General features: G+C 39.0%; 24 protein-coding genes. 14 read left to right on the forward strand and 10 right to left on the reverse strand.

Translation table 11 applies throughout. The features are described 5' to 3' along the window. Window positions 1-127 precede the first annotated feature (127 nt). Window positions 128-673 carry an RNA polymerase sigma factor gene (locus CHB71_RS15770; protein ID WP_089357900.1) on the forward strand — a complete coding sequence of 182 codons (546 nt, stop codon included), beginning with the start codon at window positions 128-130 and terminating at the stop codon, window positions 671-673. After that, complete coding sequence (locus tag CHB71_RS15775; protein ID WP_089357901.1) at window positions 670-1,011, forward strand: hypothetical protein; 342 nt, start codon at window positions 670-672, stop codon at window positions 1,009-1,011. The genes CHB71_RS15770 and CHB71_RS15775 overlap by 4 nt, the downstream gene beginning before the upstream one ends. On the opposite strand, the gene CHB71_RS15780 is transcribed toward CHB71_RS15775, so the two are convergent. The 3 genes from CHB71_RS15780 to CHB71_RS15790 form a co-directional block, all read right to left on the reverse strand. Next, window positions 1,008-1,403, reverse strand: coding sequence for a VOC family protein (locus CHB71_RS15780; protein ID WP_089357902.1), 396 nt, complete (start codon window positions 1,401-1,403; stop codon window positions 1,008-1,010). The genes CHB71_RS15775 and CHB71_RS15780 overlap by 4 nt on opposite strands. Window positions 1,404-1,484: 81 nt before the next feature. After that, window positions 1,485-1,727 (reverse strand): hypothetical protein, encoded by a 243-nt coding sequence (locus CHB71_RS15785; protein ID WP_089357903.1) that lies wholly within the window; start codon window positions 1,725-1,727, stop codon window positions 1,485-1,487. Window positions 1,728-1,742: 15 nt separating this feature from the next. Continuing rightward, window positions 1,743-2,435, reverse strand: a complete 693-nt coding sequence (locus CHB71_RS15790) for a cell envelope integrity protein TolA (protein ID WP_089357904.1) — start codon at window positions 2,433-2,435, stop codon at window positions 1,743-1,745. A 121-nt stretch (window positions 2,436-2,556) separates the two neighbouring features. On the opposite strand from CHB71_RS15790, the gene CHB71_RS15795 reads away from it, so the two are divergent. The 3 genes from CHB71_RS15795 (at window position 2,557) to CHB71_RS15805 (ending at window position 6,197) form a co-directional block, all read left to right on the forward strand. Next, window positions 2,557-4,611, forward strand: a complete 2,055-nt coding sequence (locus CHB71_RS15795) for a carboxy terminal-processing peptidase (protein ID WP_089357905.1) — start codon at window positions 2,557-2,559, stop codon at window positions 4,609-4,611. A gap of 48 nt (window positions 4,612-4,659) precedes the next feature. Next, window positions 4,660-5,568, forward strand: coding sequence for a DUF4097 family beta strand repeat-containing protein (locus CHB71_RS15800; RefSeq protein ID WP_089357906.1), 909 nt, complete (start codon window positions 4,660-4,662; stop codon window positions 5,566-5,568). Window positions 5,569-5,642: 74 nt separating this feature from the next. Next, the gene (locus tag CHB71_RS15805; RefSeq protein WP_245811326.1) at window positions 5,643-6,197 is read left to right on the forward strand and encodes a redoxin domain-containing protein; all 555 of its coding nucleotides are present in this window, start codon (window positions 5,643-5,645) and stop codon (window positions 6,195-6,197) included. A gap of 74 nt (window positions 6,198-6,271) precedes the next feature. Here the strand turns inward: CHB71_RS15805 and CHB71_RS15810 are convergent, their stop codons facing one another. Continuing rightward, window positions 6,272-6,817, reverse strand: a complete 546-nt coding sequence (locus tag CHB71_RS15810) for a carboxymuconolactone decarboxylase family protein (protein WP_179213443.1) — start codon at window positions 6,815-6,817, stop codon at window positions 6,272-6,274. 243 nt (window positions 6,818-7,060) lie between these two features. On the opposite strand from CHB71_RS15810, the gene CHB71_RS15815 reads away from it, so the two are divergent. The 7 genes from CHB71_RS15815 to CHB71_RS15840 all read left to right on the forward strand — a co-directional run bounded on the left by CHB71_RS15815 (window position 7,061) and on the right by CHB71_RS15840 (window position 14,805). After that, a complete protein-coding gene (locus CHB71_RS15815; RefSeq protein ID WP_089357908.1) occupies window positions 7,061-9,040 on the forward strand; it encodes an OPT family oligopeptide transporter in 1,980 nt (659 codons plus the stop codon). 137 nt (window positions 9,041-9,177) lie between these two features. Then, window positions 9,178-11,607 carry an ABC transporter permease gene (locus CHB71_RS15820; RefSeq protein ID WP_089357909.1) on the forward strand — a complete coding sequence of 810 codons (2,430 nt, stop codon included), beginning with the start codon at window positions 9,178-9,180 and terminating at the stop codon, window positions 11,605-11,607. 122 nt (window positions 11,608-11,729) lie between these two features. Continuing rightward, window positions 11,730-13,214, forward strand: coding sequence for a sodium-dependent transporter (locus tag CHB71_RS15825; RefSeq protein WP_089357910.1), 1,485 nt, complete (start codon window positions 11,730-11,732; stop codon window positions 13,212-13,214). Beyond that, window positions 13,211-13,321, forward strand: coding sequence for a MetS family NSS transporter small subunit (locus tag CHB71_RS18735; protein ID WP_144017455.1), 111 nt, complete (start codon window positions 13,211-13,213; stop codon window positions 13,319-13,321). Before CHB71_RS15825 ends, CHB71_RS18735 begins: the two co-directional genes overlap by 4 nt. After that, entirely contained in the window at window positions 13,314-13,784 is a 471-nt protein-coding gene (locus CHB71_RS15830) for a pyrophosphohydrolase domain-containing protein (protein ID WP_089357911.1), read from the forward strand. Before CHB71_RS18735 ends, CHB71_RS15830 begins: the two co-directional genes overlap by 8 nt. A 33-nt stretch (window positions 13,785-13,817) precedes the next feature. After that, complete coding sequence (locus tag CHB71_RS15835; protein ID WP_089357912.1) at window positions 13,818-14,414, forward strand: SGNH/GDSL hydrolase family protein; 597 nt, start codon at window positions 13,818-13,820, stop codon at window positions 14,412-14,414. Continuing rightward, the gene (locus CHB71_RS15840) at window positions 14,407-14,805 is read left to right on the forward strand and encodes a DoxX family protein (RefSeq protein WP_089357913.1); all 399 of its coding nucleotides are present in this window, start codon (window positions 14,407-14,409) and stop codon (window positions 14,803-14,805) included. Before CHB71_RS15835 ends, CHB71_RS15840 begins: the two co-directional genes overlap by 8 nt. Before the next feature lie 52 nt (window positions 14,806-14,857). Here the strand turns inward: CHB71_RS15840 and CHB71_RS15845 are convergent, their stop codons facing one another. Next, window positions 14,858-15,325 carry a hypothetical protein gene (locus CHB71_RS15845; protein ID WP_089357914.1) on the reverse strand — a complete coding sequence of 156 codons (468 nt, stop codon included), beginning with the start codon at window positions 15,323-15,325 and terminating at the stop codon, window positions 14,858-14,860. A 130-nt stretch (window positions 15,326-15,455) separates the two neighbouring features. Between CHB71_RS15845 and ffh the strand changes: the two genes are divergently transcribed. After that, window positions 15,456-16,784 carry a signal recognition particle protein gene (gene ffh / locus CHB71_RS15850; protein ID WP_089357915.1) on the forward strand — a complete coding sequence of 443 codons (1,329 nt, stop codon included), beginning with the start codon at window positions 15,456-15,458 and terminating at the stop codon, window positions 16,782-16,784. Between the two features lie 11 nt (window positions 16,785-16,795). Here ffh and CHB71_RS15855 read toward each other — a convergent pair whose 3' ends face one another. The 3 genes from CHB71_RS15855 to CHB71_RS15865 all read right to left on the reverse strand — a co-directional run bounded on the left by CHB71_RS15855 (window position 16,796) and on the right by CHB71_RS15865 (window position 21,593). Then, window positions 16,796-18,616, reverse strand: coding sequence for an ATP-binding protein (locus CHB71_RS15855; RefSeq protein ID WP_089357916.1), 1,821 nt, complete (start codon window positions 18,614-18,616; stop codon window positions 16,796-16,798). 81 nt (window positions 18,617-18,697) lie between these two features. Then, window positions 18,698-19,678, reverse strand: coding sequence for a pyruvate dehydrogenase complex E1 component subunit beta (locus CHB71_RS15860; RefSeq protein WP_089357917.1), 981 nt, complete (start codon window positions 19,676-19,678; stop codon window positions 18,698-18,700). 151 nt (window positions 19,679-19,829) lie between these two features. Next, window positions 19,830-21,593 carry a tetratricopeptide repeat protein gene (locus CHB71_RS15865; protein WP_089357918.1) on the reverse strand — a complete coding sequence of 588 codons (1,764 nt, stop codon included), beginning with the start codon at window positions 21,591-21,593 and terminating at the stop codon, window positions 19,830-19,832. Between the two features lie 150 nt (window positions 21,594-21,743). On the opposite strand from CHB71_RS15865, the gene CHB71_RS19030 reads away from it, so the two are divergent. Then, on the forward strand, window positions 21,744-21,953 hold the full coding sequence (locus CHB71_RS19030; protein WP_089357919.1) for a PspC domain-containing protein: 210 nt from the start codon (window positions 21,744-21,746) through the stop codon (window positions 21,951-21,953). Here the strand turns inward: CHB71_RS19030 and CHB71_RS15875 are convergent. Together CHB71_RS15875 and CHB71_RS15880 are read right to left on the reverse strand one after the other, a co-directional pair. Continuing rightward, the gene (locus CHB71_RS15875) at window positions 21,950-22,936 is read right to left on the reverse strand and encodes a glycosyltransferase family 2 protein (RefSeq protein ID WP_089357920.1); all 987 of its coding nucleotides are present in this window, start codon (window positions 22,934-22,936) and stop codon (window positions 21,950-21,952) included. The genes CHB71_RS19030 and CHB71_RS15875 overlap by 4 nt on opposite strands. Then, the gene (locus tag CHB71_RS15880) at window positions 22,937-23,269 is read right to left on the reverse strand and encodes a YbaB/EbfC family nucleoid-associated protein (protein WP_089357921.1); all 333 of its coding nucleotides are present in this window, start codon (window positions 23,267-23,269) and stop codon (window positions 22,937-22,939) included. Window position 23,270: the final 1 nt, after the last annotated feature.

A 23,270-nucleotide genomic window follows, 5' to 3' on the forward strand; every position in this document is an offset into this window, starting at 1 on the left:
TCGTGTAATTTTTAAATTGAACATCTTTTGCTCGTAGGACAATGCATAACAAATGAAATGTTGCAGGTTAAAAATATTTTTTTTGTTGCAACCTTTAGCCGGCATCTCCTGACTTATGATTTAGTCCATGGATGATAAGCAACTAGTAAAGCAAGTAATGAGCGGGAGCGAGTCTGCAATTCGACTGCTCATTGATAAATATGAGAGGCTAGTGATTCATATGATTGCTCGTGTAGTGCCCGATAATATGGATCGGGAAGAGTTGTGCCAGGATGTTTTTGTTAAAGTGGTTGATAAATTAGGCTCATTTCATTTTGATTCTAAACTTTCAACATGGATCGCTACGATCGCGTATCGGGTAGCAGTAAATTTTGCCAAGAAAAAGAAGTTGGAAATGGTTGACCTGGATGGTGTTGCTTTTAAAGTTGGTGATACACTTGATATGACCGAAAGAGAAGACTCTAAGCAGTTTATATTAAAGCTTGTAGATCAATTGCCTGTAAATTACAAGACGGTTTTGACGTTGTTTTATTTGGATGGATTTAGTTATCCTGAGATTGTAGAGGTAACCGGAATGCCGGAAGGAACTGTAAAGAATTATATACATAGAGCTCGACTGAAGCTCAAAAAAATAGTAGAAGAACAAGCCGGAAAGGAGGTAGCATTGCTATGACAAAACAAATAGAACAATTAATTGATGAGGCTTTAAAAACTGAACCATCATTTAAGCTTGGTGGTAATTTTAAAGATCGTGTTGTACTAGTCCTGCGTAAGAAGGAAAAGTCTAACCAGCGTAAGCTTTATTTTTTAATGGCCCTTGGTATGCTGGTCATTTTCGGGTTTGGGTATGGTACAATATCCTATTTTTTACCATCCCTGTTTGAAAGTTTTAGCGGATTAAAAAATATGTCTGATCAAATTATCCCACTTGCTGTTTTGATTGGAGTAATGGTGATTATTATTCAATATCTGGATAAGAAGCTGATAAAGAACCGGATGTTGCAGACTTAGGTCAGGAAGGGGGCATCAATTGGTTCCCAGAGCTCTATTTTGCGTCCCTCAGGATCCATGATCCATCCAAACTTTCCATATTCAAACTCTTCTATTTCACCCACTATTTGTACGCCCTCTTTCTTCAAGGCTTCCAATAGCTCCACAAGGTTTTCAACTCGATAATTGAACATGTATTCTTTTTCACTTGGCTGAAAATAGGTGGTGTCTTTACTGAAAGGCCCCCATGCAGTGGTACATTCTTTCTCTTTGTCTTCATGATCCCGCCACTTAAAGAGTCCACCATATTGATCGGACTCAATGCCAAGGTGGTTTCTGTACCAATCTTTCATTTTTTCCGGGTCTTGTGTCTTAAAGAAAACACCTCCAATTCCTGTTACTCGTTTTTTCATGTTGCTTGATATTTGAGACCAAATAAAGCGAGAAAATAAAGGGCTTAAAAATGAAATTGAAAAATCACCTGAAAGGGTGAGTCATTTAGATTGGCAATCCCTCAAAGCCTCTTCTGCTCGGGCCATCTGAAGTGTAGCTTCTGCAGCTGCTTCTTGTGCCATTTCCTGAAGGTTGACAGCCTCATCTCTTAGTCTTTCAGCTTCTTGTTGAGCGACAGCTACTTGTTCAGCATATTTTTCAGCCTCGCTTGCTTTTATATATGCGAAAATTACGGACGTTATTGTGATCATGATTAAGATCAATGTTACTACGTACTTTTTCATTGTTTACTATTATTATTATTTGGTTTCACAATCTTCTATTGCTTGAGCTGCCAGATCCGATTGCCTTAGCGCTTCAGCAACGGCTTCTTCAGCTTTGGTCTTTAGGGCATCTACCTGGTCTTGCAGTTCTATCACCTGCATCTGTAGTTCTCGAGCTTCATAAGCCCTTTTTTCAGCATCATTCGCTTTGATATATGCAAATAATAAGAGTGTAATGCATACCAATGATATGATGCAGTAAATAATGATTTGTGTTGTCTTATTCATAACAGGTCTAATTATTAATCTATCGAGTAAAAAAATCGATGCAAGAAATGGGAATACAATAACAGCGACATCAAAATACAGTGCTGGGATAATAGAAAAAACACCTATTACTTTTAAGTAATCCACCCAATGTTTATCTGGTCTGGATTTAAATCGGTTGAAATAGACAAGTGCTAAAGCTCCTGATAAAATGGCTGGTAGCCAGGTGCCCAAACCATAAGTTTTTGAAAAGCCTAAAACGATCAAAAAGCCGATAAACAGGATGATTACAGACTTTTTAAATGGTTTATATGGGTTGTCAAGGATGAAATAATATACGGAAATGAGTCCAATGAGAATAAGCAATCCCGTTTGCCCGACTTTGATTCCAAGTTCACCTAAAACAATGCGAATTGTTAAAAAACCTAAATAAGGAACTATGTATCTGATTATTTCCTTCATTGGTCTTTAAAAATAATGGTTTGATCTTTATGAGTTTACCACTCACAAAAAAACTTCTAATTTTAAAATCAATCTTTTCATTATTGCGTTGAAAAGGTACGTCTAATAGAAATACATATATATGAACAAGTTGCTGTTGATTGCCGGGTTTGTACTACTCACCTCATTTGGAGTTTCCACTGAATATGGAGACGATATTCAATTTTTGATTGAAGGGGACACCCTAAAAACTCTTGAGCCAAAAGAGGAACATCCCAGTGAAGCATATGTGATTACTAATTTGCTGAAGCGAATTCATTACCGAAAGCTGCCACTCTCTGATTCTATTTCATCGGTGATTTTTGATACCTACTTTGAGTCGCTTGATCCAAATAAAGCTTATTTCTATGCTTCTGACCTTGAAGCGTTTGAAAAGTATCGATATGAATTAGATGATCAGATTCCCGAGGGCGAATTACAGTTTGCCTACGATGTGTTTGATGTCTATCGTAAACGAGCACTATCTCAAATCGATCATGTCTTTGAGCTTTTGCAGACTGAGTTTGATTTCTCAAAAGATGAAACGTATGTGTTTGACAGAGACGATGTGGAATGGCCAAAAAATCAAGCGGAGCAGAATGAAGTCTGGAGAAAGATTATTAAAAACCAGGCACTTAGCTACAAGCTAGCAGGCCGTGAGTGGGATGATATTTCGGAGAGCTTAACCAAGCGATACCAACGTATTCAAAAAGCCATTTATCAATACAATAGTGAGGATGTGTTTCAAAGCTATATGAATGCTTACACCAACTCCTATGATCCTCATACCGATTATTTTTCGCCTCCGGATGCAGAAAATTTTCAAATTGACATGAGCCTTTCCCTTGAAGGAATAGGAGCGAGGTTGATGCAAAACCTTGACTATACTCAGGTTGCAGAAATCATTCCGGGTGGTCCGGCATACAAAAGTAAGCAGCTCCAAAAAGACGATAAAATCATAGGCGTAGCGCAAGGAGATGACGGGGAATTTTTGGATGTAATAGGCTGGCGACTGGATGATGTAGTGTCCAAAATCAGGGGAGCTAAAGGTTCCGTAGTAAGGCTTCAGATATTGAAAGCGAGTGAAGGTATTAACGCATTGCCTGATACACTTAGATTGGTACGGGATAAGATCAATCTTGAACAGCAAGCGGCAAAATCTGAAATGATTCCAATAACAGAAGGGAATACCACATATAACCTTGGGGTAATTACCGTGCCAAGTTTCTACTTGAATTTTGAAGAACTGCGTGCCGGAAAAGAAGATTACCGAAGTACTACCCGAGATGTAAAGAAGTTGATTACAGAATTGGAAGGGCAGGGGATGGACGGGCTTTTAATCGATCTTCGATTTAATGGAGGAGGATCTTTACAAGAAGCCATTGAAATGAGTGGATTGTTTATTCCGGATGGCCCTGTAGTTCAGGTAAGAAATTATGATCAGTCTGTAGATAAAATGGATGATGAAGACGGAGGAGAAGTGTTTTACGACGGACCTTTGGCAGTATTAGTAAACAGGGGCAGTGCTTCCGCTTCTGAAATTTTCTCTGGTGCTATACAGGATTATCGCAGAGGTGTCATCATTGGTGAGAGCACCTTTGGAAAAGGAACAGTCCAAAACGTCATTGATTTAAGCAGATACATCAGAAATCCGGAATTGAATCTGGGTCAGATTAAGATGACCCTTGCCAAGTTTTATCGTGTTACTGGCAGTAGCAACCAGCGTGTGGGTATTGCACCTGATGTGCAGTTTCCGTCTATTTATGATGCTGATAACTTTGGTGAGGCTAGCAGGGAAAATGCTTTGCCTTGGGATGAAATTGCCAGCGCAAAGTACAGCCCTACTAACACTATCTCTGAAGAGCTTTTGGATTATTTAAACGAGCTCTATCGTGAAGATTTAAATAAAGACCCGGATCTTCAAAAGTTGGTAAGAGATATCGAAAGAGCGAAAGAAAATCGAAACCGAAAATCTGTTTCATTAAATCTGGAGACCCGTAAAGCCAATACAAATAATGATGAAGATGATCTGGCCACTGCTGTTGATGATGGCGAAGTAGTTGATAAAGATGAAATTGATGAAAAGCTCAAAAAGGATCCATATCTTAAAGAAAGTTTAAAACTTCTCGCCGCGATGAAGAAATTCAAGGTGGGCTAAGCAACTATTTCTAAATTTCTTCATCTTTATTGAAAAGCTATTAGAGTCATGAAGAAATTAATCCTGATAATGTCAATCATTGTAGCGTTTCCAACCTACGCTCAAAACATATTAGCTCAGTCTGAACTTGAAGCAGAGAATGTGGATGAAGTGCGAGTCGAAGGCTCCTTCGTAGATGTATATGTTACAAATGGCGACCGAGTGTATTTTAAAGGAGAAATACGTGGGAATGGAGGTGAGGGTGATTATAGTTTTGACACTGACATAGTGGGTAAAACACTTGTTATTCGTGTTGAAAGAAAAAACAAGGGGAGTTGGAAGAACTATAGAATCGACAAATCAAGGATAGACATCACGATTGTTGATGGAGTAAAACTTGACATTGACAATTCGTCTGGTGATGTGCATGTCGCTAATCTTCGCGCCAGCGAATCCAAAATAGAAGCAACCAGTGGGGATATCAAACTAAGAAGCATCGTCGCAAATCTGGATGTTGAGACGTCAAGCGGAGATATTGATATAGATGGACTAACTGGTGATTCTGAGATTGAATCAACAAGCGGTGATCAGGAAATTTATAATTCTAAAGGAAACATAGAAACTCGTGCAAGCTCAGGAGATATTACTATCTCAGGTTTCAATGGAAAAATTGAAGTGCAAGCCACTTCGGGAGATGTAGAAATTAGAAAGGGTGTTGGAGCACTTAAAGTCAGGACTTCTTCTGGTGAGATTGATGGCTATGATATTGAGGTAAATGACAATTGCTACTTTGATGCAACCTCGGGGAACATCGAAATTGATTTTGTAAATGATTTGAATGATTTGAGTTTTGATCTAACTGCAACTTCAGGAGACCTGGAAGTAGGTAACAGGTCAGGTGAAAAAAGGTTGGTTATTGATAGAGGAGGAGTTAAGGTGATTGGTACCACTTCCAGCGGCGATCAGGAGTATGAATAATTCATTTATAAACCCAATGCGTTAGATAATTTCGTATTTCTATTATAGCAATAGTAGAAATAACCGAAAGCCCATTGAATAGAAATATTTTAAAAGAAAGTGAGCCAGTTCCGAGGATCCAAGCAACTGATATTTTCGACAATGAAGTTGATCTGGAATCCTTAAAAGGTAAAAAACTCTTAATCGCATTTTTCAGGCACGTGGGATGTCCATTTTGCAACATTAGAGCTCACACACTTCAAATGGCGTATCCACATTTGAAAAAGATGGGAATGGAAATGATCTTCTTTTTTGAATCTACCAAGGAAGTTTTGATTGCCAATCATTTCTACGAAAACATGTCTCCGGTTCCGATTATTTCTGATCCGAAAAGAGTGTGGTATACAAAATTTGGAGTTGAAAGCTCCCGTTCAAAATCAATTAAAAGTCACATTGTATTTCTGATTCAAACCACTTTGGTTGCTAAATTCAAAAAACTTCCTGTTCATTGGATGGCAGGGGAAGAGTCTTTCAATACCATTCCGGCAGAGTTTTTAGTTGATGAAAAAGGAGTCTTGCGAAAAGCCAATTACTGGAATAACCTGAAGGATCGGATTTCTATGGATGTGATTATGTCTTTTGTGAAATAAAAAGAAACCTTTCAGACAAAAAAAGGACTGGTATAATCCAGCCCTAATTTTTGGTAGACGTCTTATCGTATCTGTTAAGCATGCACTAACTCAGGAGCTACAGGAAAGTCAATATCCGTTTCAGCAATGTGGTTGGTGTAATTGGTAATGGCATTGACAGCTATTAAACCAATCAGTTCAGCCAAAGCGGCCTTATTGTACCCAACTTCAAAAAAGTTGTTGATCAATTTCTGATCTGGGTTACCTCTTGATTCTACCATTTGCTTAGTTAGTTCAGAAAGTGCTTTTAGCTTCTTATCTTCGATTTCACCATTTCTGATTTCTACAGTTTCTTCTTCCGTAAGCCCTTGCATTTTACCTACGGTTGTATGTGCAGAAAGGCAATAATTGCATTCATTTACTTGTGCTGATGATAGTGCGATCGTTTCTACTTCTTTGCCTGAAAATTCCCCTTCAGACAAGGTTTGATTTAACTCCAGCACTCCTTCGAGTGCTTTTGAAGAATTTCCAATTGTAGCATACACGTTTGGCACATTGCCTATTTTTTCTTTTAGGCCATTGAATATTTCTTTTGTTTCGTCTGACACTTGGTCAATACTTAAAGGTTCGAGGTTTTTCATTTCTATTTTTTTGGTTTTCGTTTTAAAAAAGATTTCAACCATACAACATGACTGGGTTTTGCTGGTTCTTTAATACTGACTTTGGTGGGCAATGTGTCACAGGCTTGACGATGGAAGGCATATTGACTTGCAAGATGGAACTTAGAAATAGGGGAATGGAATGTGTTTTTGTTTAATCCAATACAAATAGACATTTTTGTCGGCAATCGAAATCAATACAACCTAACTCAAACCTTTTTTTAGATGGAAAAACCATATATCGATTCCAACACCAGCTTGCCTGAGATTACCGTTAAAGCTGTACTCCTGGGAGCAGCTCTTTCTGTGGTGCTTTCAGCAGCCAATGCTTATTTTGGACTATTTGCAGGACTTACTGTATCTGCTTCCATTCCGGCTGCTGTGATTTCAATGGCACTTTTAAGGGTGTTTAAAAATTCAAATATCCTGGAAAACAACTTGGTGCAAACGGCAGCCTCTGCCGGAGAGTCACTTGCTGCAGGTGTGATCTTCACGATTCCTGCCCTTGTTATCATGGGCTACTGGGAAGAGTTCAATTATTTTGAAACAATGGCTATTGCAATGTGTGGGGGTATCCTTGGTATCCTTTTTACTATTCCTTTAAGAAGAGCCCTGATAGTAGAAGAAAATCTAAAATTCCCGGAAGGTGTTGCCACTGCTGAGGTATTGAAAACAGGGGAAGAAGGTGGAAAAGCGGTAAAGTACCTAGTGTGGGGTTCAATTATCGGTGGCCTTTTCAAATTGGCGGATTCTGCTCTTAATTTATGGAGTGGTCTTTTTGAGAAAGCAGCGCTTGTTGGACAAAAGTTTTATGGGTACTTCAGTTTAAACCTATCACCTGCGTTGGTAGCAGTTGGATACATTGTAGGACTAAATATTGCTTTTCTGGTGTTTTTTGGTGGGGTTATTACATGGTGGATCGCCATGCCTATCTACATTGGCTCAAATGGATTTGATGCAGTAGCAGCAGAACTGGTTGCTTTAGGAAGTTTTGAAAAAATAAGTGATGTAAACGCTGATAATTTAGGCGGTGCGCTTTGGAGCGCAAAAATGAGATACTTAGGAGTTGGCGCAATGGTAGTAGGTGGGCTGTGGGCTTTATTAAGTCTTGCCGGATCATTAGGAACTGCTTTTAAAGCTGGAATTTCAGCGTTTAAAAAAGGAGGAACATCCATGAAGGATCAGATAAGAACTGAAATGGATACACCTATGTCATGGGTAATTATAGCAATTGGCGTTATGATCGTTCCCGTTTACCTTATTTACCAATCTGCAATAGGGGATGTAACTGTCTCAATGACTATGACGCTCATAATGGTTGTGGCAGGTTTCTTGTTCGCAGCGGTAGCCGGCTATATGGCAGGTCTTGTTGGAAGCTCCAATAACCCAATCTCTGGAGTTACTATTGCAACCATTTTGTTCGCTTCCATTCTATTGCTGACACTTATGGGAACAGGTAATGAACTCGCTGGAGCAGCGGGAGCTATTTTGATTGGTGCTGTGGTTTGTTGTGCAGCAGCAATTGCCGGCGACAACATGCAGGATTTAAAAGCAGGTCATCTATTGGGAGCAACTCCTTACAAGCAGCAGATTATGCAGGTAGTAGGTGTAGTAGCAGGAGCACTTGCCATTCCAATAGTTTTAAATATTCTTTTGATAGGAAATGGTATTGGAGCGCCAACCCCTGAGCAACCAGAAGCTTTAGCAGCTCCACAAGCCACTTTGATGATGAGTGTTGCACAAGGAATTTTTGGAGGCGGATTGCCATGGAATATTATTTATATCGGAGCAGGAATAGCAGCTGCTATAATTGCATTTGATCAATATTTAAAATCCAAAGGATCAAACTTCAGAATGCCAGTACTTGCAGTCGCTGTTGGTCTATATCTCCCTTTCGAACTTGATTCATCCATTTTTGTGGGAGGTGTGCTTGCTTATATGCTTACTAAAGCAACAAAACCCAACAAGAATATTGAAAAGGGAAACAACGCAGGTTTATTATTGGCTTCTGGACTTATCACTGGAGAAGCCTTGATGGGTATTTTAATAGCAGGGCTCACAGTGGGTGTGATGAAATCCGGTGGTGATCCTAATGCTATGAGAATATTTGAAGATACTTCTAGCTGGCCTGGTTTAATAATTTTTGGCCTGATTATCTACTTTATCTATAAAACGGTAGTTAAGGTATCTAAATCCGACGAATAAACTGTTCAATAACGAACGATTTAAGTGTACACCTGGCTTCACATTTATATGTGAGGTCAGGTGTATTTTTTTGTAAATCAATGAGTTAGTCAATCTGGCATGATTTTCAACCCTATAGATTTGAAAACCCTTCGACCATGCTCAAGAATTATCTTAAAACAGCTCTTCGGAACCTTTCCAGAAACAAGGTGTATAGCATTCTGAATGTGCTAGGACTTGCATTAGGAATCGGCTGTGCTTTGGTTATTTACAAAGTCATTGTTTTTGAAAATAGCTTTGATAAGCACCAGGAAAATTTTGAGAAGATATATCGTATTGTTCACCAAAGCATAAGGGCTGGTGAAGTAGAGAAAGGCATGGGTACCCCACACCCTGTCGGACCGTCAGTTAAACAAGACTTTCCGGAGGTAGAGCATGTAGCAAGAACTCATTATGATTGGGGAAATCAGATCAATGTAAAGGATGGAACAGATATAAAGAAGTTTCTACTGGAGGAGGGAGTAGTTTATACCGAAAATAGCTTCTTCAATATTTTCACTGTTGAATTTTTAGCAGGAGATCCCGAGACGGTTCTCACTGAACCGAATACTGCTGTAATCTCAGCTTCTGAAAGTCGAAAGCTATTTGGAAAATCAGAAGGTGAAGAGGCTGAAGTAATGGGAGAAACCTTCAATGTTGGTAATCTGCAGGATTTCAAAATCGTAGGGGTAATAGCAGATCCACCTGAAGCAACAAATTTCAAGTTTACCATTTTGCTTGAATATACTTCTCAGAAAGCGATGAATCCTTATTTCAACGAAGGAAATTCATGGAACTCCACTAGCTCCAACACGAATACCTATTTTCTGGCAGGAACGGGCTTCCATCGAGATGCCTTCGACAACAAAATGCTTGATTTTGTAGAGAAAAACTACGAAAAAGGTGCTTCTGAACGCCGAAGGTTTGTTTCTCAGCCGCTATCTGAAATTCATTTTGATGATGAATATGGAAACTATGTCTACTCTACTTCACCTGCTCTGATTAAAGCACTGGCAGTAATAGCTATTTTTCTAGTATTAACGGCATGTATCAATTTCATTAATTTGGCCACTGCACAAGCAGCAAGCCGCTCGAAGGAAATTGGCATTAGAAAAGCCATTGGAGGATACTCCAGGCAGCTAGTCATTCAGTTTTTCACTGAAATAACATTGATTACGCTTGTCGCCCTTTTTTGTTCGTTGGCTATCGCAGAATTCCTGTTTGTTCAGCTTGAAGACGTAATTAGAACCAGACTTACGCTTGATCTTTTTGTAGGTTTTGAAACAATCGGCTTCCTTGTGGTTTTGCTGGTTTTAGTAAGCTTCTTATCGGGCTTTTATCCGTCAATTTTACTTAGTGGTATGAATACGGTCAAAGCATTAAAAAGTAAGATTTCCGCAAAAGAGCATTCCGGAGGATTAAATCTTAGGAAGGCTTTGGTGGTTGCTCAGTTTACTATTTCTCAGTTTTTGATTATTGGTACGGTGATCATTTCTGCGCAGATGAGATACTTTATGGAAAAAGATCTTGGGTTTGAAAAGGAAGCGATCATAAAGAGCTATTTACCTGAAAGAGACGAGGTGAAAAATGCAAGATTCAAATCATTGATGCTTGAAAATCCGGCTATCGAAAATATTACCTTTTCTTTAAGCTCTCCAACAGGTAATTCGAACTCTCATTCAAATTTTAATTACCCACCCTTAAATGTGGAGGATGATTTTAACGCAAGCTTTAAAACGTGCGATGAGGAGTATATGAAGCTCTATGGCTTAGAGTTATTGGCAGGTCGTAACATCCGTAAAAATGATAGTAGCAATTATGTGGTTGTTAACCAGAAAATTGCAGACCTGATGGGATTTAAGGATAATTATGCTGGAGCCTTAGGAGAACGATTAACTTCCGGGTGGAGAGGTTATAATCTCAAAGTTATAGGGGTCATGAAAGATTTTCATACACAGGACTTAAGTGAAGGATTTCAATATGTCTTGTTGCTTAGAGATCCTGATGTGTATTATGAAGTGGCATTTAAAACGCGAGAAGGAGCAAACGTGAAAACAGCCATTACTCAGTTTGAAGATTCATGGGAAAAGGTTTATCCGGAATTTGTGATGGACTGGCAGTTTTACGATGAAGAGCTGGCCGAAAATTATGAACAGGAACAGAGCGTTGCTACATTGATGACTACCTTTTCTGCCGTTTCTATCATTATTGGATGTTTGGGACTCTATGGCCTTATTGCTTTTATTTCTGCTAACCGCACCAAAGAAGTGGGGATACGAAAAGTGCTTGGAGCATCAATCCTGAGTATCATTGGGAAATTCACAAAAGAAGTCTTTGTGCTTGTGATTGTGGCATTTTTAATTGCTGCTCCTGCTGCATATTACATTCTCAATCAATGGCTGAATGATTATCAATTTAGGATTGATATTGGAATAGGTTTTTTCGCTGTTGCATTTATAGTGACTTTGCTAATCGCAGCACTTACTGTTAGCCACAGAACTATCAGTACGGCGCTAATCAATCCGGCCACCACTTTGAAAGATGAATAATTCAGTTTTTTGGGTAGTCTTGCTTATCAATCAGCAAGACTGCTCTTTATAAAAAATCGATCTATAAGCCTGCTAAACTTTCCATATATTTGGCGGAATCGCAAAATTGCAACGCGTCATTTATGAGTAAAGAACAGTTTAGCAACCGGTGGGGAATAGTACTTGCAGCCTTAGGAATGGCTATAGGAGCGGGTAACCTCTGGCGGTTTCCGCGACTTGCGGGTCAGTATGGTGGGTCATTTATTTTACTTTGGATCCTGTTCCTTTTCATTTGGTCAATACCATTACTCTTATCAGAATTTGCTATTGGTAAGAAATTTAAAAGCGGCGTTGTTGGTAGTTTCGCCAGATTTGCTGGGAAGAAGTATACCTGGATGGGTTTCTTCATCACCGTCTGTACACTAGGTATCGCTTTTTATTACTCCATTGTTACAGCATGGTCTTTCAGATACCTTTCTTTTTCAGTCAATAATATTTTTAGGACTGAGACTTTGAAAGAAACACTTCAGTCAAACCCGGATTACCTCGCTAATTTTTGGGGCAGCATCTCCAATGGAGATTGGATCACTGTAATCGTTTATATATGTGTCATATTTCTTGCTGCTTTTATCCTCATACGTGGAGTTAAAAATGGGCTTGAAAAGGCAAATAAGCTCTTAATCCCGTCCCTGTTTATTCTATTAGTCATCATCGTATTTGTGTCTTTAAATATGGATGGTGGAGTCAGAGGATTGGAATATATGTTTGCTGTAGATTGGTCACTTTTTAGTAATCCTACTATCTGGATTGAGGCCCTTTCCCAGTCTGCATGGAGTACAGGAGCAGGGTGGGGCTTAATGATGACCCTCTCAGCTTTCTCAAGAGATAACGAGGACGTCACGCTTAATACATTTATTGGAGCGTTCGGAAATAATACAGCTTCATTGCTTTCCGGAATGGCAATTTTACCAGCCGTTTTTGCTCTTTCAGTTTCGGATGCAGAAGCAATTTCCTTCCTTCAGTCTGGAAACCAGGCCTTGACATTTACAATCATTCCAATGCTTTTTGCAAATGTTCCGGGTGGAGACTATCTGTCCGCACTTTTCTTTCTCGCACTTTTTGTAGCAGCATTTAGCTCGTTATTGCCAATGATTGAGCTTTTCCTTCAAAATGTTGCTGATCTGAATTTATCTAAGCGAAAAACACTAATTGTAGTGATTGCGTGCTTTGTGATATTTGGCTTCCCTTCCGCCTGGTCACTTGATTATTTCTCTAACCAGGATTGGGTGTGGGGTGTAGGCTTGATTGTAACAGGTCTCTTCATATTGATTGGAGTTGCTATGAACAATCCTATCGCATTCAAAACCTCAACTATAGATGTGGGTTCAGATATGATATTGCCTTCCGGCTTTTTCAGGTTCGCGATTTTCTTCAATATTGCAGTGGGTTTCTTTTTGATCTACTGGTGGCTTTCGCAGGATTTTAGCTCTACCTGGTTCAATGAACAAGGTCAGTGGGATGTATTTGGTGTTTATAGTAATGCGTCAACAATCACTCAATGGGCATTAGTGATGGTAGTAGGATTAATTTTGAATGGATACTTGTATAAAAAGTTTGTAAAACAATGAGTACTGGAGCAATTGTGAGCATGGTCATCATACTTTCTGTAGTGGTAGGTGGCTTTATTTATTTCTTAACACGTGCAATTAAAAAAGAACGCAATATCAATGGATAAAATAGACCCTTTAAATCAGGTAGCAGAATTTCACAAAACTTTCCGACACCCCATTCTATCCGAACCGCAGATACCATCGGAAGATAGGTGTAAACTCCGTGTGTCATTGATTGCTGAGGAGCTCAAAGAGCTACAGGAAGCCATTGAAGATAAGGATATGGTTGAAATAGCGGATGCGCTATGTGATATCCAATACGTACTTTCAGGAGCAATCCTTGAGTTTGGACTGGGTGATAAATTTAAAACCCTTTTTGAAGAGGTTCAACGATCCAATATGAGCAAAGCTTGTGACACAGAAGATGAAGCAAAACAAACAGTAGCTCATTACAAAACTAAAAAAGACACGGACGCTTACTATGAACAAAGAGACGGCAAATGGCTCGTCTATAGGGTAGGTGACAATAAAACTTTAAAGTCCATTAACTATTCACCTGCAAATCTTAAATCCATTTTGGACAATTGATAGGGAGATCATTTCATTGATTGTTTTGTGAGCATGAATCGAATATTATTCATGCTCCTGCTGAGTTTATCAGTATCAGCGCTTGCTCAAAAATCAAGGATTTTATTTGTTGGCAACAGCCTTACGTATACGAATAACCTTCCCGAACTGGTTAAAAATGAAGCCAGGAAAAAGGGCTTTAAAGTACAGACAACAATGATTGCATATCCAAACTATGCACTTATTGATCACCTTGATGATGGTGAAGTTCAAAAAAGAATTCGAAGTGGCAAATTCGATTATGTGATCGTCCAACAGGGCCCTTCATCACAATCGGAAGGTAGAGAAATGCTTTTGGATGCCGGGAGAAAATTTCAGATGCTATGTCAACAGAATGAAACTGAGTTGGTGTTTTTTATGGTATGGCCATCACTGACTAATTATCACACATTTGAAGGTGTCATAAAGAACCATCGGGATGCTGCAATAGAGAACGAAGCACTACTTTGCCCTGTAGGCGAAGCATGGAAAGATTATTTTGAACGGACAGATGATTCCACTTTATACGGCTTGGATGGATTTCACCCATCACGTAAAGGAAGCAGACTTGCCGCTGAGGTGATAGTTAAAACATTGTTTGATAATGGATAAGTTAAAAAAGTATGCTGATTTGCCAATTCGGTTGACTGTTGGATTTCACTTGATTTATGGCACTCAGGATAATGTTTTTTCGTGGGATCGAATGTTGGAGTTCAGAGACTTTCTTGAAGTATTTGGAGCTCCATTTCCATTATTTTCAGCGATTATTTCAGTCTATGCCCAATTTATCTGCGGCATACTTTTCATTATTGGTTGGAAAGTAAGGATTGCAGGAATTATCATGATATTCAATTTTATTGTGGCTATTCTACTAGTTCACTTAAAAGATCCATATCCAAATATTTATCCAGCAATTTCCATGCTGGCAGGGGCAATATTTATGAGTTTGTATGGGATGGGAGATTTTAGTTTGGAGAATGAAATAAGAAAGGCAACCAACTAGAAGTTGATTGCCTTAAAGAAATAGTGATTAATGATTATTGATTAATGATTATTTAGTTGTCTACTTTAGTCATATAGACAGAGCGATCTTTTTCATTTTCATCACTAACAAGAATGCCATCTATTAGCTTCCACTCATCATCATCTGAACTGATGTGAAAGTCATCGTCATCATCTTCGATATCTTCTATAACTAGATAACCTCGTTTATTGATGTACCAAGAACCTCTCTCGGTTTCTGTTTCATCATATGCATTTACCGTAATCTTCACATCATTGTCGGCCTGAAACTCAAAGTAAATTTCAATATCCTCCATGATGCCGCCTACAAACCCGGAAATGGCCTTGATAAACACTTCCTCAAGCATGGTATCCGCTTCTTCAGCTTCTTCTTCCATTTCTTCTTCGATGTTTATCACCAGTTTCCATGTACCAATGATATCTTTTTCTTTTACTTTTTGTGCGTCCACAATAAATGACGCACTAATTAGAATAGCAAGTGATAAAATAGTCCTTTTCATTTTAGTTGTATTTTGTTATGCAAGGTACTAAGTTATACTGTATTGATTTTAAAAGGTTTCATTTCGGTTGAACTATCATTCACTAAAGACTATTTTATACCTTTGCAGTCGGATTTTTTTAAGAGCAATTATGTTTGATAGTTTAAGTGTAAAGCTGGATAGGGCGTTTAAAACGCTGAAAGGACAAGGGCAGATCACCGAGATCAATATCGCTTCGACGATAAAAGAGATCAGGAGAGCATTAGTAGATGCCGATGTGAACTATAAGGTCGCGAAAGACGTGACCGATAAGATTAGGGAAGAGGCATTGGGACGTGATGTATTAATCTCTGTTTCTCCTGGGCAGCTTCTTACCAAAATTGTTTCTGAAGAGCTTACCACGCTCATGGGGGAAACCAATGTCCCTATTAGTCTTGAAGGTAATCCGAACATCATCCTAATTTCAGGTTTGCAGGGTTCTGGTAAGACTACATTTACTGGGAAGCTCGCTAACCTGATGAAGAAGCAGGGACGTACTGTATTGTTGGCAGCATGTGATATCTACCGGCCTGCCGCAATTGATCAATTGAAAGTTCTTGGTGAGCAAATTGGGGTAGAAGTATATGCTGAACCTGAAAATAAAGATGCTGTTAAAATCGCTAAGAATGCCATAAAATTCGCGAAGGATAACGGCAAGAAGACATTGATCATTGATACTGCAGGTCGATTGGCTGTGGATGAGCAGATGATGAATGAAATCTCTGATCTTAAAGAGGCAGTGAATCCAGCAGAAACTCTTTTTGTGGTTGACTCGATGACGGGTCAGGATGCTGTAAATACTGCTGCCACGTTCAATGAACGATTGAATTTTGATGGTGTAGTATTAACCAAATTGGATGGCGATACTCGAGGTGGAGCGGCCCTTTCCATTCGAAAGGAAGTTGAAAAACCAATCAAGTATATCTCCACAGGAGAGAAGATGGATGCCATAGACCTGTTTCACCCGGACAGGATGGCAAGTCGAATCCTTGGAATGGGTGATGTTGTCAGTTTAGTAGAGCGTGCTCAGCAGAACTATGACGAAGAGGAAGCCAGAAGAATCAATAAGAAGATTCGTAAGAACCAATTTGGCTTTGATGACTTCCTGGCTCAGATGGAGCAGATGAAGAAGATGGGGAGCATGAAGGACTTGCTGGGTATGATCCCGGGGATGGGAAAAGCCATCAAAGATATTGATATTGATGACGATTCACTTAAGCCAATTGAAGCGATCATAAAATCCATGACCCCTAAAGAACGCACACAGCCTGAAGTGTTGAATGGGACTCGTAAGCAGCGAATAGCAAAGGGTAGTGGAACTTCAATTCAGGAAGTGAACCAATTGCTGAAGCAATTTGAGCAAATGCGCAAGATGATGAAAATGATGAATAAGTCAGGAGGAAAGAGAGCGCTCGCGAATATGCTTGGTGGGATAAAGTAATAATGGAGGGTTTAGGCAGACGGTAGGGTAAATGAGAAAGTAGAGCCTTCCTTTGGAATGCTACTCACCTTAATTGTGCCTCCATTCCTTTCAATAAACTCTTTGCATAGAATCAGTCCCAAACCACTTCCTAGCTCACCTTTTGTGCCGGTAGAATGAATTGTTTCAGTCGTAAAGAGCCGACTAATCTGTTTTTCACTCATTCCTACCCCTTGATCGATGACAGAAACCTCAACAGTATCATGAATTTTATTGGCAATTATATAAACTGATGAATCCTGATGTGAAAACTTAATCGCATTCACTATCAAGTTTCTGAGCACAATTGTGATTAACCCCCCATCGGCTTTAGTATGTATCTTTTTTGAAACCTGATTGATTAGTTGTATGTCCTTAGCTTCATAAAGACTTGATAGGCTCATGATTACATCATCAATCAATTGGTTGAGATTTATGTCTTCAATTTTTAAAGATTCTTCATTCACATACTCATAGGCTAAACCAAAAAGGTTATTCATCAAGTCGTTAAGATTCTCAACCTTACCTTTCACCATTTTTAAGATTTCTGGCTGATCGCCACCGTTCTCAATTAGTTGAATTACGTTTATCAATTGATTGATGGGGGCCCTTAAGTCATGAACTATAATAGCAAAGAGCTTATTCTTAAAGTTATTTAACTCCTTCAATTCCTGGTGCTGTTTTTTTATCTCTTGCCTTCTTTTATAGATCAGATATAGCAGCAGAATAAAAATGAAAATAGAAACCGATAGGATAACAATGATTTTTTTCCAATAGGAAGATTCTGTTACCAAATGTGAATTACGATGTTCGAGTCTACTGATTTCAAGTTGTTTCTTATTAAACTTATCAATAGCCAATTGATTTTTTATCCGTCTGTTCTCAAGTGAGTCACGGTAGGCAAGTCCAATATTTAAAATTTTAAGAGACTCCTTATACTGCCCACCCTTCTCCAATGCTTTAGATAGCGTAGCGGCACATGTTTGAATTAAGTCTTTAACCCTGGTATTCACAGCTCTTTCATACGCTTCAGTTGCTAACTTCATCCCTTTATCAACTTCGTTGTTTAAAAGGAAAAGTTCAGCTTTCATTTGCTTAATTCTTATGAGTGCTCTTTCGTCCTGGTATTTTGTAGCTTTCTTTTCACAAACGTTTAGTAGAGAATCACTATCAAAGTAATTAAGCTGTCTGAATTTTAAATCAGCCATATTGAAAAGAAAGATTGGGATCATGAATTCAAATTCAGGTTTGATCGAATTTCCTGCCTGATTCAAATAATATGATGCTGAATCTAGCTCTCCATTATCCAGGTAATATTTGCCAATATTGTTGAGCATGGCAAAAATTCTATTCTGATTGTTTAATACTCTAAATTCTTCAAGAGCTTGTTTTGAGTAGTTTACAGCATCAAAATAATTTCCAGATGCAGCATATACATTAGCAATGTTGCCGTTGTTACGAGCAATTAAGGATCTGCTCTTTATCTTTTTTGCCTGAGCCAATGATTTATTGAGGTAAAAGAGCGAGCTATCAAGTACACCAGCAGACCAATAACTGCTTCCAATTCGGTTCAGTGAAATACTCAATAGATCTGGTGAATTTAAAGCAACCGCAAGACGATATGCTCTCATAGCATAATCATATGATGTCGAAGGTTCATCATAAACTGATAAATCAGCCAATTGAATGTATGCACTGAATTTTATGGAATCAGAGCTAGCATTTTCGGCAACAGAGCGAATGCTATCTGAATTGATTTGACTAAATGCGTTAAAGTAGGCAAGGATGAAAAATGCGATCGCATTCCTTTTCATTAGATTAAAATAGCCTAATGAACCATCAATTCAAAAGTTAAGTGGAGCTATTCGGCTAGCCAGGAAAATTACTTCTAATATTTACAGCTGATAAGTCACAGCTTTAACTGCTTCAACAGTTCGCGCAACATTAGGAAGTACCTCTTCAATTAACGTTGGAGCATAAGGAAGAGAGACATCTTTATTTGTAATACGATGTATTGGAGCATCTAACCAATCAAATGCATTTCGCTGTACATGATGGCTGATTTCAGATGATATGGAAGATAGGGGCCAGGCTTCCTCAACAATGACCAATCGATTGGTTTTCTTCACTGACTCGACAATAGCATGATAGTCAATTGGTCGTACGGATCTTAGATCGATCACTTCTGCTTCTGTACCTTCTTTGGCTAATTCTTCAGCGGCCTGACTTGCAACCTTCATCATTTTACCGAATGATACAATGGTAACATCTGAACCGTCTCGTACGGTATTGGCCTGTCCAATTTCAAGAAGGTATTCCTCTTCAGGTACTTCACCCTTATCACCATACATGAGTTCCGACTCCATGAAAATTACCGGGTTGTCATCTCTGATAGCAGTTTTAAGAAGCCCTTTTGCGTCATATGGATTAGAAGGGACCACCACTTTTAGTCCAGCGGTATTTGCGTACCAGTTTTCAAAGTTTTGAGAGTGCTGCTGGCTAAGCTGTCCAGCGTTTCCTGTTGGCCCTCGAAAGACGATTGGAACATTGTACTGACCACCTGACATTGAAAGCATTTTAGCCGCACTGTTGATGACTTGATCAATTGCAACCAAAGAGAAATTAAATGTCATGAATTCAATAATCGGTCTAAGGCCGTTCATCGCAGCACCTACACCTACACCAGCAAATCCAAGTTCTGTAATCGGAGTATCGATTACCCGTTTAGCACCAAACTCATCCAGCATTCCTTGACTTACTTTGTAAGCTCCATTGTACTCAGCAACTTCTTCACCCATGAGAAAGACATCTTCGTCTCTTCTCATTTCTTCACTCATTGCTTCTCCTAATGCTTCTCTAAACTGGATTTCTCTCATTGTCTAAGTTAGATTTTACGGTCTGCTAAATTAATGATGAATGGCTGATTATTGAGGATTTAAAGGAACCTTTTCATTAAAACGTAGAATGAAAGGCACAAAAAAAGTCCTGCTGATAAGCAGGACTTTTCAATTTTATTGATGTACTTAATTACTTCACCGCCTCGTTTACAGCGTCAGCATAGTTTGCAAACTCAAGATCGTTTAATGCCATGTCCTTGTAAGAAGGCTCAGCGTCAACGGCTTTCTTAAGGTTTGATCCTACGTCAGCTGCGTTATTTTGTCTTGCAGCTGAAACTGCTAACAGATAGTAAGCATCAGCTCTTTCAACTTGCTTGAATTCAGCGTCAGCCATTTTGTAGTCACCGCTAAGTAGGTGAGCAAGGCCTCTGTCGATCATTACATTTTCTGTGTTTTTAGCAGAAGTAAAAGATGCTTTTGCTTTGTCGTATTCTGCCATTCTTACTTCAACGGCACCTTTCATAGCACTTACTTTGCCATTGATATCGTTGGAAGAAGAGCTTACACCACCAAGCGTTTCGTAAGCAGCATCATAGTCACCTTGAAGTACTTGTACAGCAGCCATATTTGCTTGCACTTCAGCTGCACTACCATTTTTGTTAGCAGCAATTTCAAGCTGAGTAGAAGCTCCGTCAAGTTTAGACTTGTCACCTTTTAAAGCCATCTCAATGTGAGTAGCTGCAAGGTTGTTGTGTGCTTGCCACATTCCAGACTTGTCAGCAGCAGCTTTGTATATAGAAGCTTTTTCTTCCAAAGAAGGAGTAAGGGTAGCACTGAACATCAACTCTTCAATAGTAAGGGTGTCTGCATCTGCATCACCGTTAACAATTGCTTTAGCCAATACAGCGATCTCTGCATTTGATTTTTTAGGTTTTACAGTTAAAACTTCTGTTTTAGCTGATCTTAAACCAGGATATACATCATTGAACACTTTCTTATATGTAGAAAGCTTTTGCATTTCTTTTTCTTTCTCAACGAAAGATCCAGAACCATTCATGATGTTATTATATTCTTTCTTCTCGTCAGCACTGATGCCATCATAAGATGCTAATGCAGCTTTGAATGCAGCCCAATCCTGAATAACAGGCTTAAGGATAAAATCAATCGAATCAGCAGCTCCTTTGTAATCGTATCGATCCATTCTGTTTCTGTAGAACTTCTCAATTTCTTTCGCACGATCCTCAGAAAGATCGCTGTTGATTGTTTCAGAACCCTCAGGTGAGTGAGTACCAGTGATGGTTACAGTTCTTGTTACATTTTTCTCAGCAATGAAACCACTTAGCTCATCTCTCTTCGCTCTGTTGGACTTACCATCATAAGTCAAAGAAGTTCTAAGGTTGGATCTTCCCTGATCGAAGTAGAAGCTAACGTTTGTTGGAATCAGCTCTTCTTTATCATTGTATCCGTGCTCAGCATAAGATGTCATTGCAACATCTTTAACCCAGCCGGAAGTCATAATAAGACCTTGAGCAACAGCTAGTCGCTCTCCCTGCTTAGACTTACCATTTCTGGTGTCGGTAGCAACTCCCTGCACATATAGCGTACCTGGATTCATTCCTTCCTGATAAGGGAATGAGAAATTACTTGCTTTTCTTGAAGTTGTTGAAGAGCTATTTGGAAAATCAGATGCTTGGAACTCAATTGCTCCCACGCTCACCTCTTGATCACCGTACACATAAATTGTATTAAGTGTAAAGCTGGTGTTTGATGGAAGAATTTTTGGAGGTAGAACTGCGCTCACTTCGAATGGCACGTCACCACCGTGTACTTCAAGTGGGTTAGGGTTCACTTGAAGGTCATTCTCCTGAGCCAATTTTATCATCTTGTCAAGCTTACAACCGGAAAGCAAAATCGCTCCGGCAGCAAATGCCATGGCTAGGTTAAATTTTTTCATTTGATTCAGTTTTTTTAATTGTACAAACAATAAATAGTATAATTCTTAGTTATAGTGCTGGCAAAATTAATCGAAATTATCATTTTAGTGCACTATTAACCCAACTATCTAAAAGATGTATTGTTTATCTTTGTGGTTAATAATTAAGCGATGCAAGACTATATAGAAAAATATGCGTTTGGAGTGTGTACCCGTTTAGGGGAAAAATTGCGTATTCCGACCTCAAGCATCCGTTTATTCTTCATTTATTCTTCATTTCTGACCTTTGGCTCACCCGTTATTATTTACCTTGGACTGGCTTTCATTATGAATTTCAGAAAGCATTTGCGGAGGAGAAATAATACACTTTGGTATTATTAAAGCTGATCAAATTTCCTTTTTCCTCGAAAAAAGTAATCGAAAACAATAAGTTTTAACACTGACGGTGATGATGTTACTGTGCGCTTTCGTATCGTTTTAATAAGATTGAATAGTACTGCGATATGAGCTTTAAAAATAGCCAAACTGTGGGCTAATTCACCACCAATCATAAATTTAAAAGCGGCTACCCAATCAAGGACAATCCTGGGAGGTAAGCTCAGTATCAGTTTAGCCAATGGAAGGTTCTTAATCAGTAGGTAAAGTCCGTTTCTAAAGTTGAGATATGTTTTAAATGGGCTTCCTTTTGCCAACGTACCACCACCAACGTGGTAAACGGTAGACGATGGAATTGACTTTATCTTAAAATCAAGACTGTGTATTCGCCAACACAGGTCAATCTCTTCCATATGGGCAAAGAAATCTCTATCAAATCCTCCTGTTTCAATGAATGTTTTTGATCTTATAAGCATACATGCACCTGAAGACCAGAATATATCTATTTGCTCATTGTATTGGCCTGAATCAGCTTCAAGGTGATTAAAAATACGCCCACGACAATAAGGATATCCCAGCAGGTCAATAAAACCACCGCAGGCACCTGCATATTCGAATAAGCTTTTATGATTGTAATCTTTGATCTTAGGCTGACAGGCAGCATAGTCGTCATTTTCTTCGAGGAATTGGATCAATGGCGGCAACCAGTTTTCCGTTACTTCCACATCTGAATTGAGTAAAAGAAAATAATCTGCATGAACCTGTTTTAAAGCTTCATTATAACCTCCGGCATATCCGTGATTTTTATCAAGCGTTATAAGCTTAATCTGCGGGAAGTGAGATTGAAGAAAGCTGATCGAGTCGTCTGTTGAAGCATTGTCAGCAACTATTATTTCAGCTTCAGTAGAATGGTTTATTACCGTAGGTAAGAACTTTTCAAGATAGTCCTTGCCATTATAATTAAGTATGACAACTGCTGTGGTGGCCATTTACATCATACCTGAAAGATCCATGCCTGGAATGTTAGGCATTAGGCCTTCTGTTGATTTCTTGATGTGCTCTTTCCCTTTTTCATCTGCTTCGCCTACAGCTTTATTTACTGCCGCAATTACCAGGTCACGCATCATATTTTTGTCTGTGCTGTTTACTAGCGAATCGTCAATTTCTAATCCGATTAACTCTTTGTTACCGTTAGCGGTTGCTTTCACAAGACCACCACCGGACTCTCCTTCAGCTGTTATGTCTTTTAATTGATCCTGAGCCTCCTTCATTTTGGATTGCATCTCCTTCACTTTTCCCATCATTTTCATCATATCAAACATA

Source organism: Ekhidna lutea (genome assembly GCF_900188325.1).
GTDB lineage: Bacteria > Bacteroidota > Bacteroidia > Cytophagales > Cyclobacteriaceae > Ekhidna > Ekhidna lutea.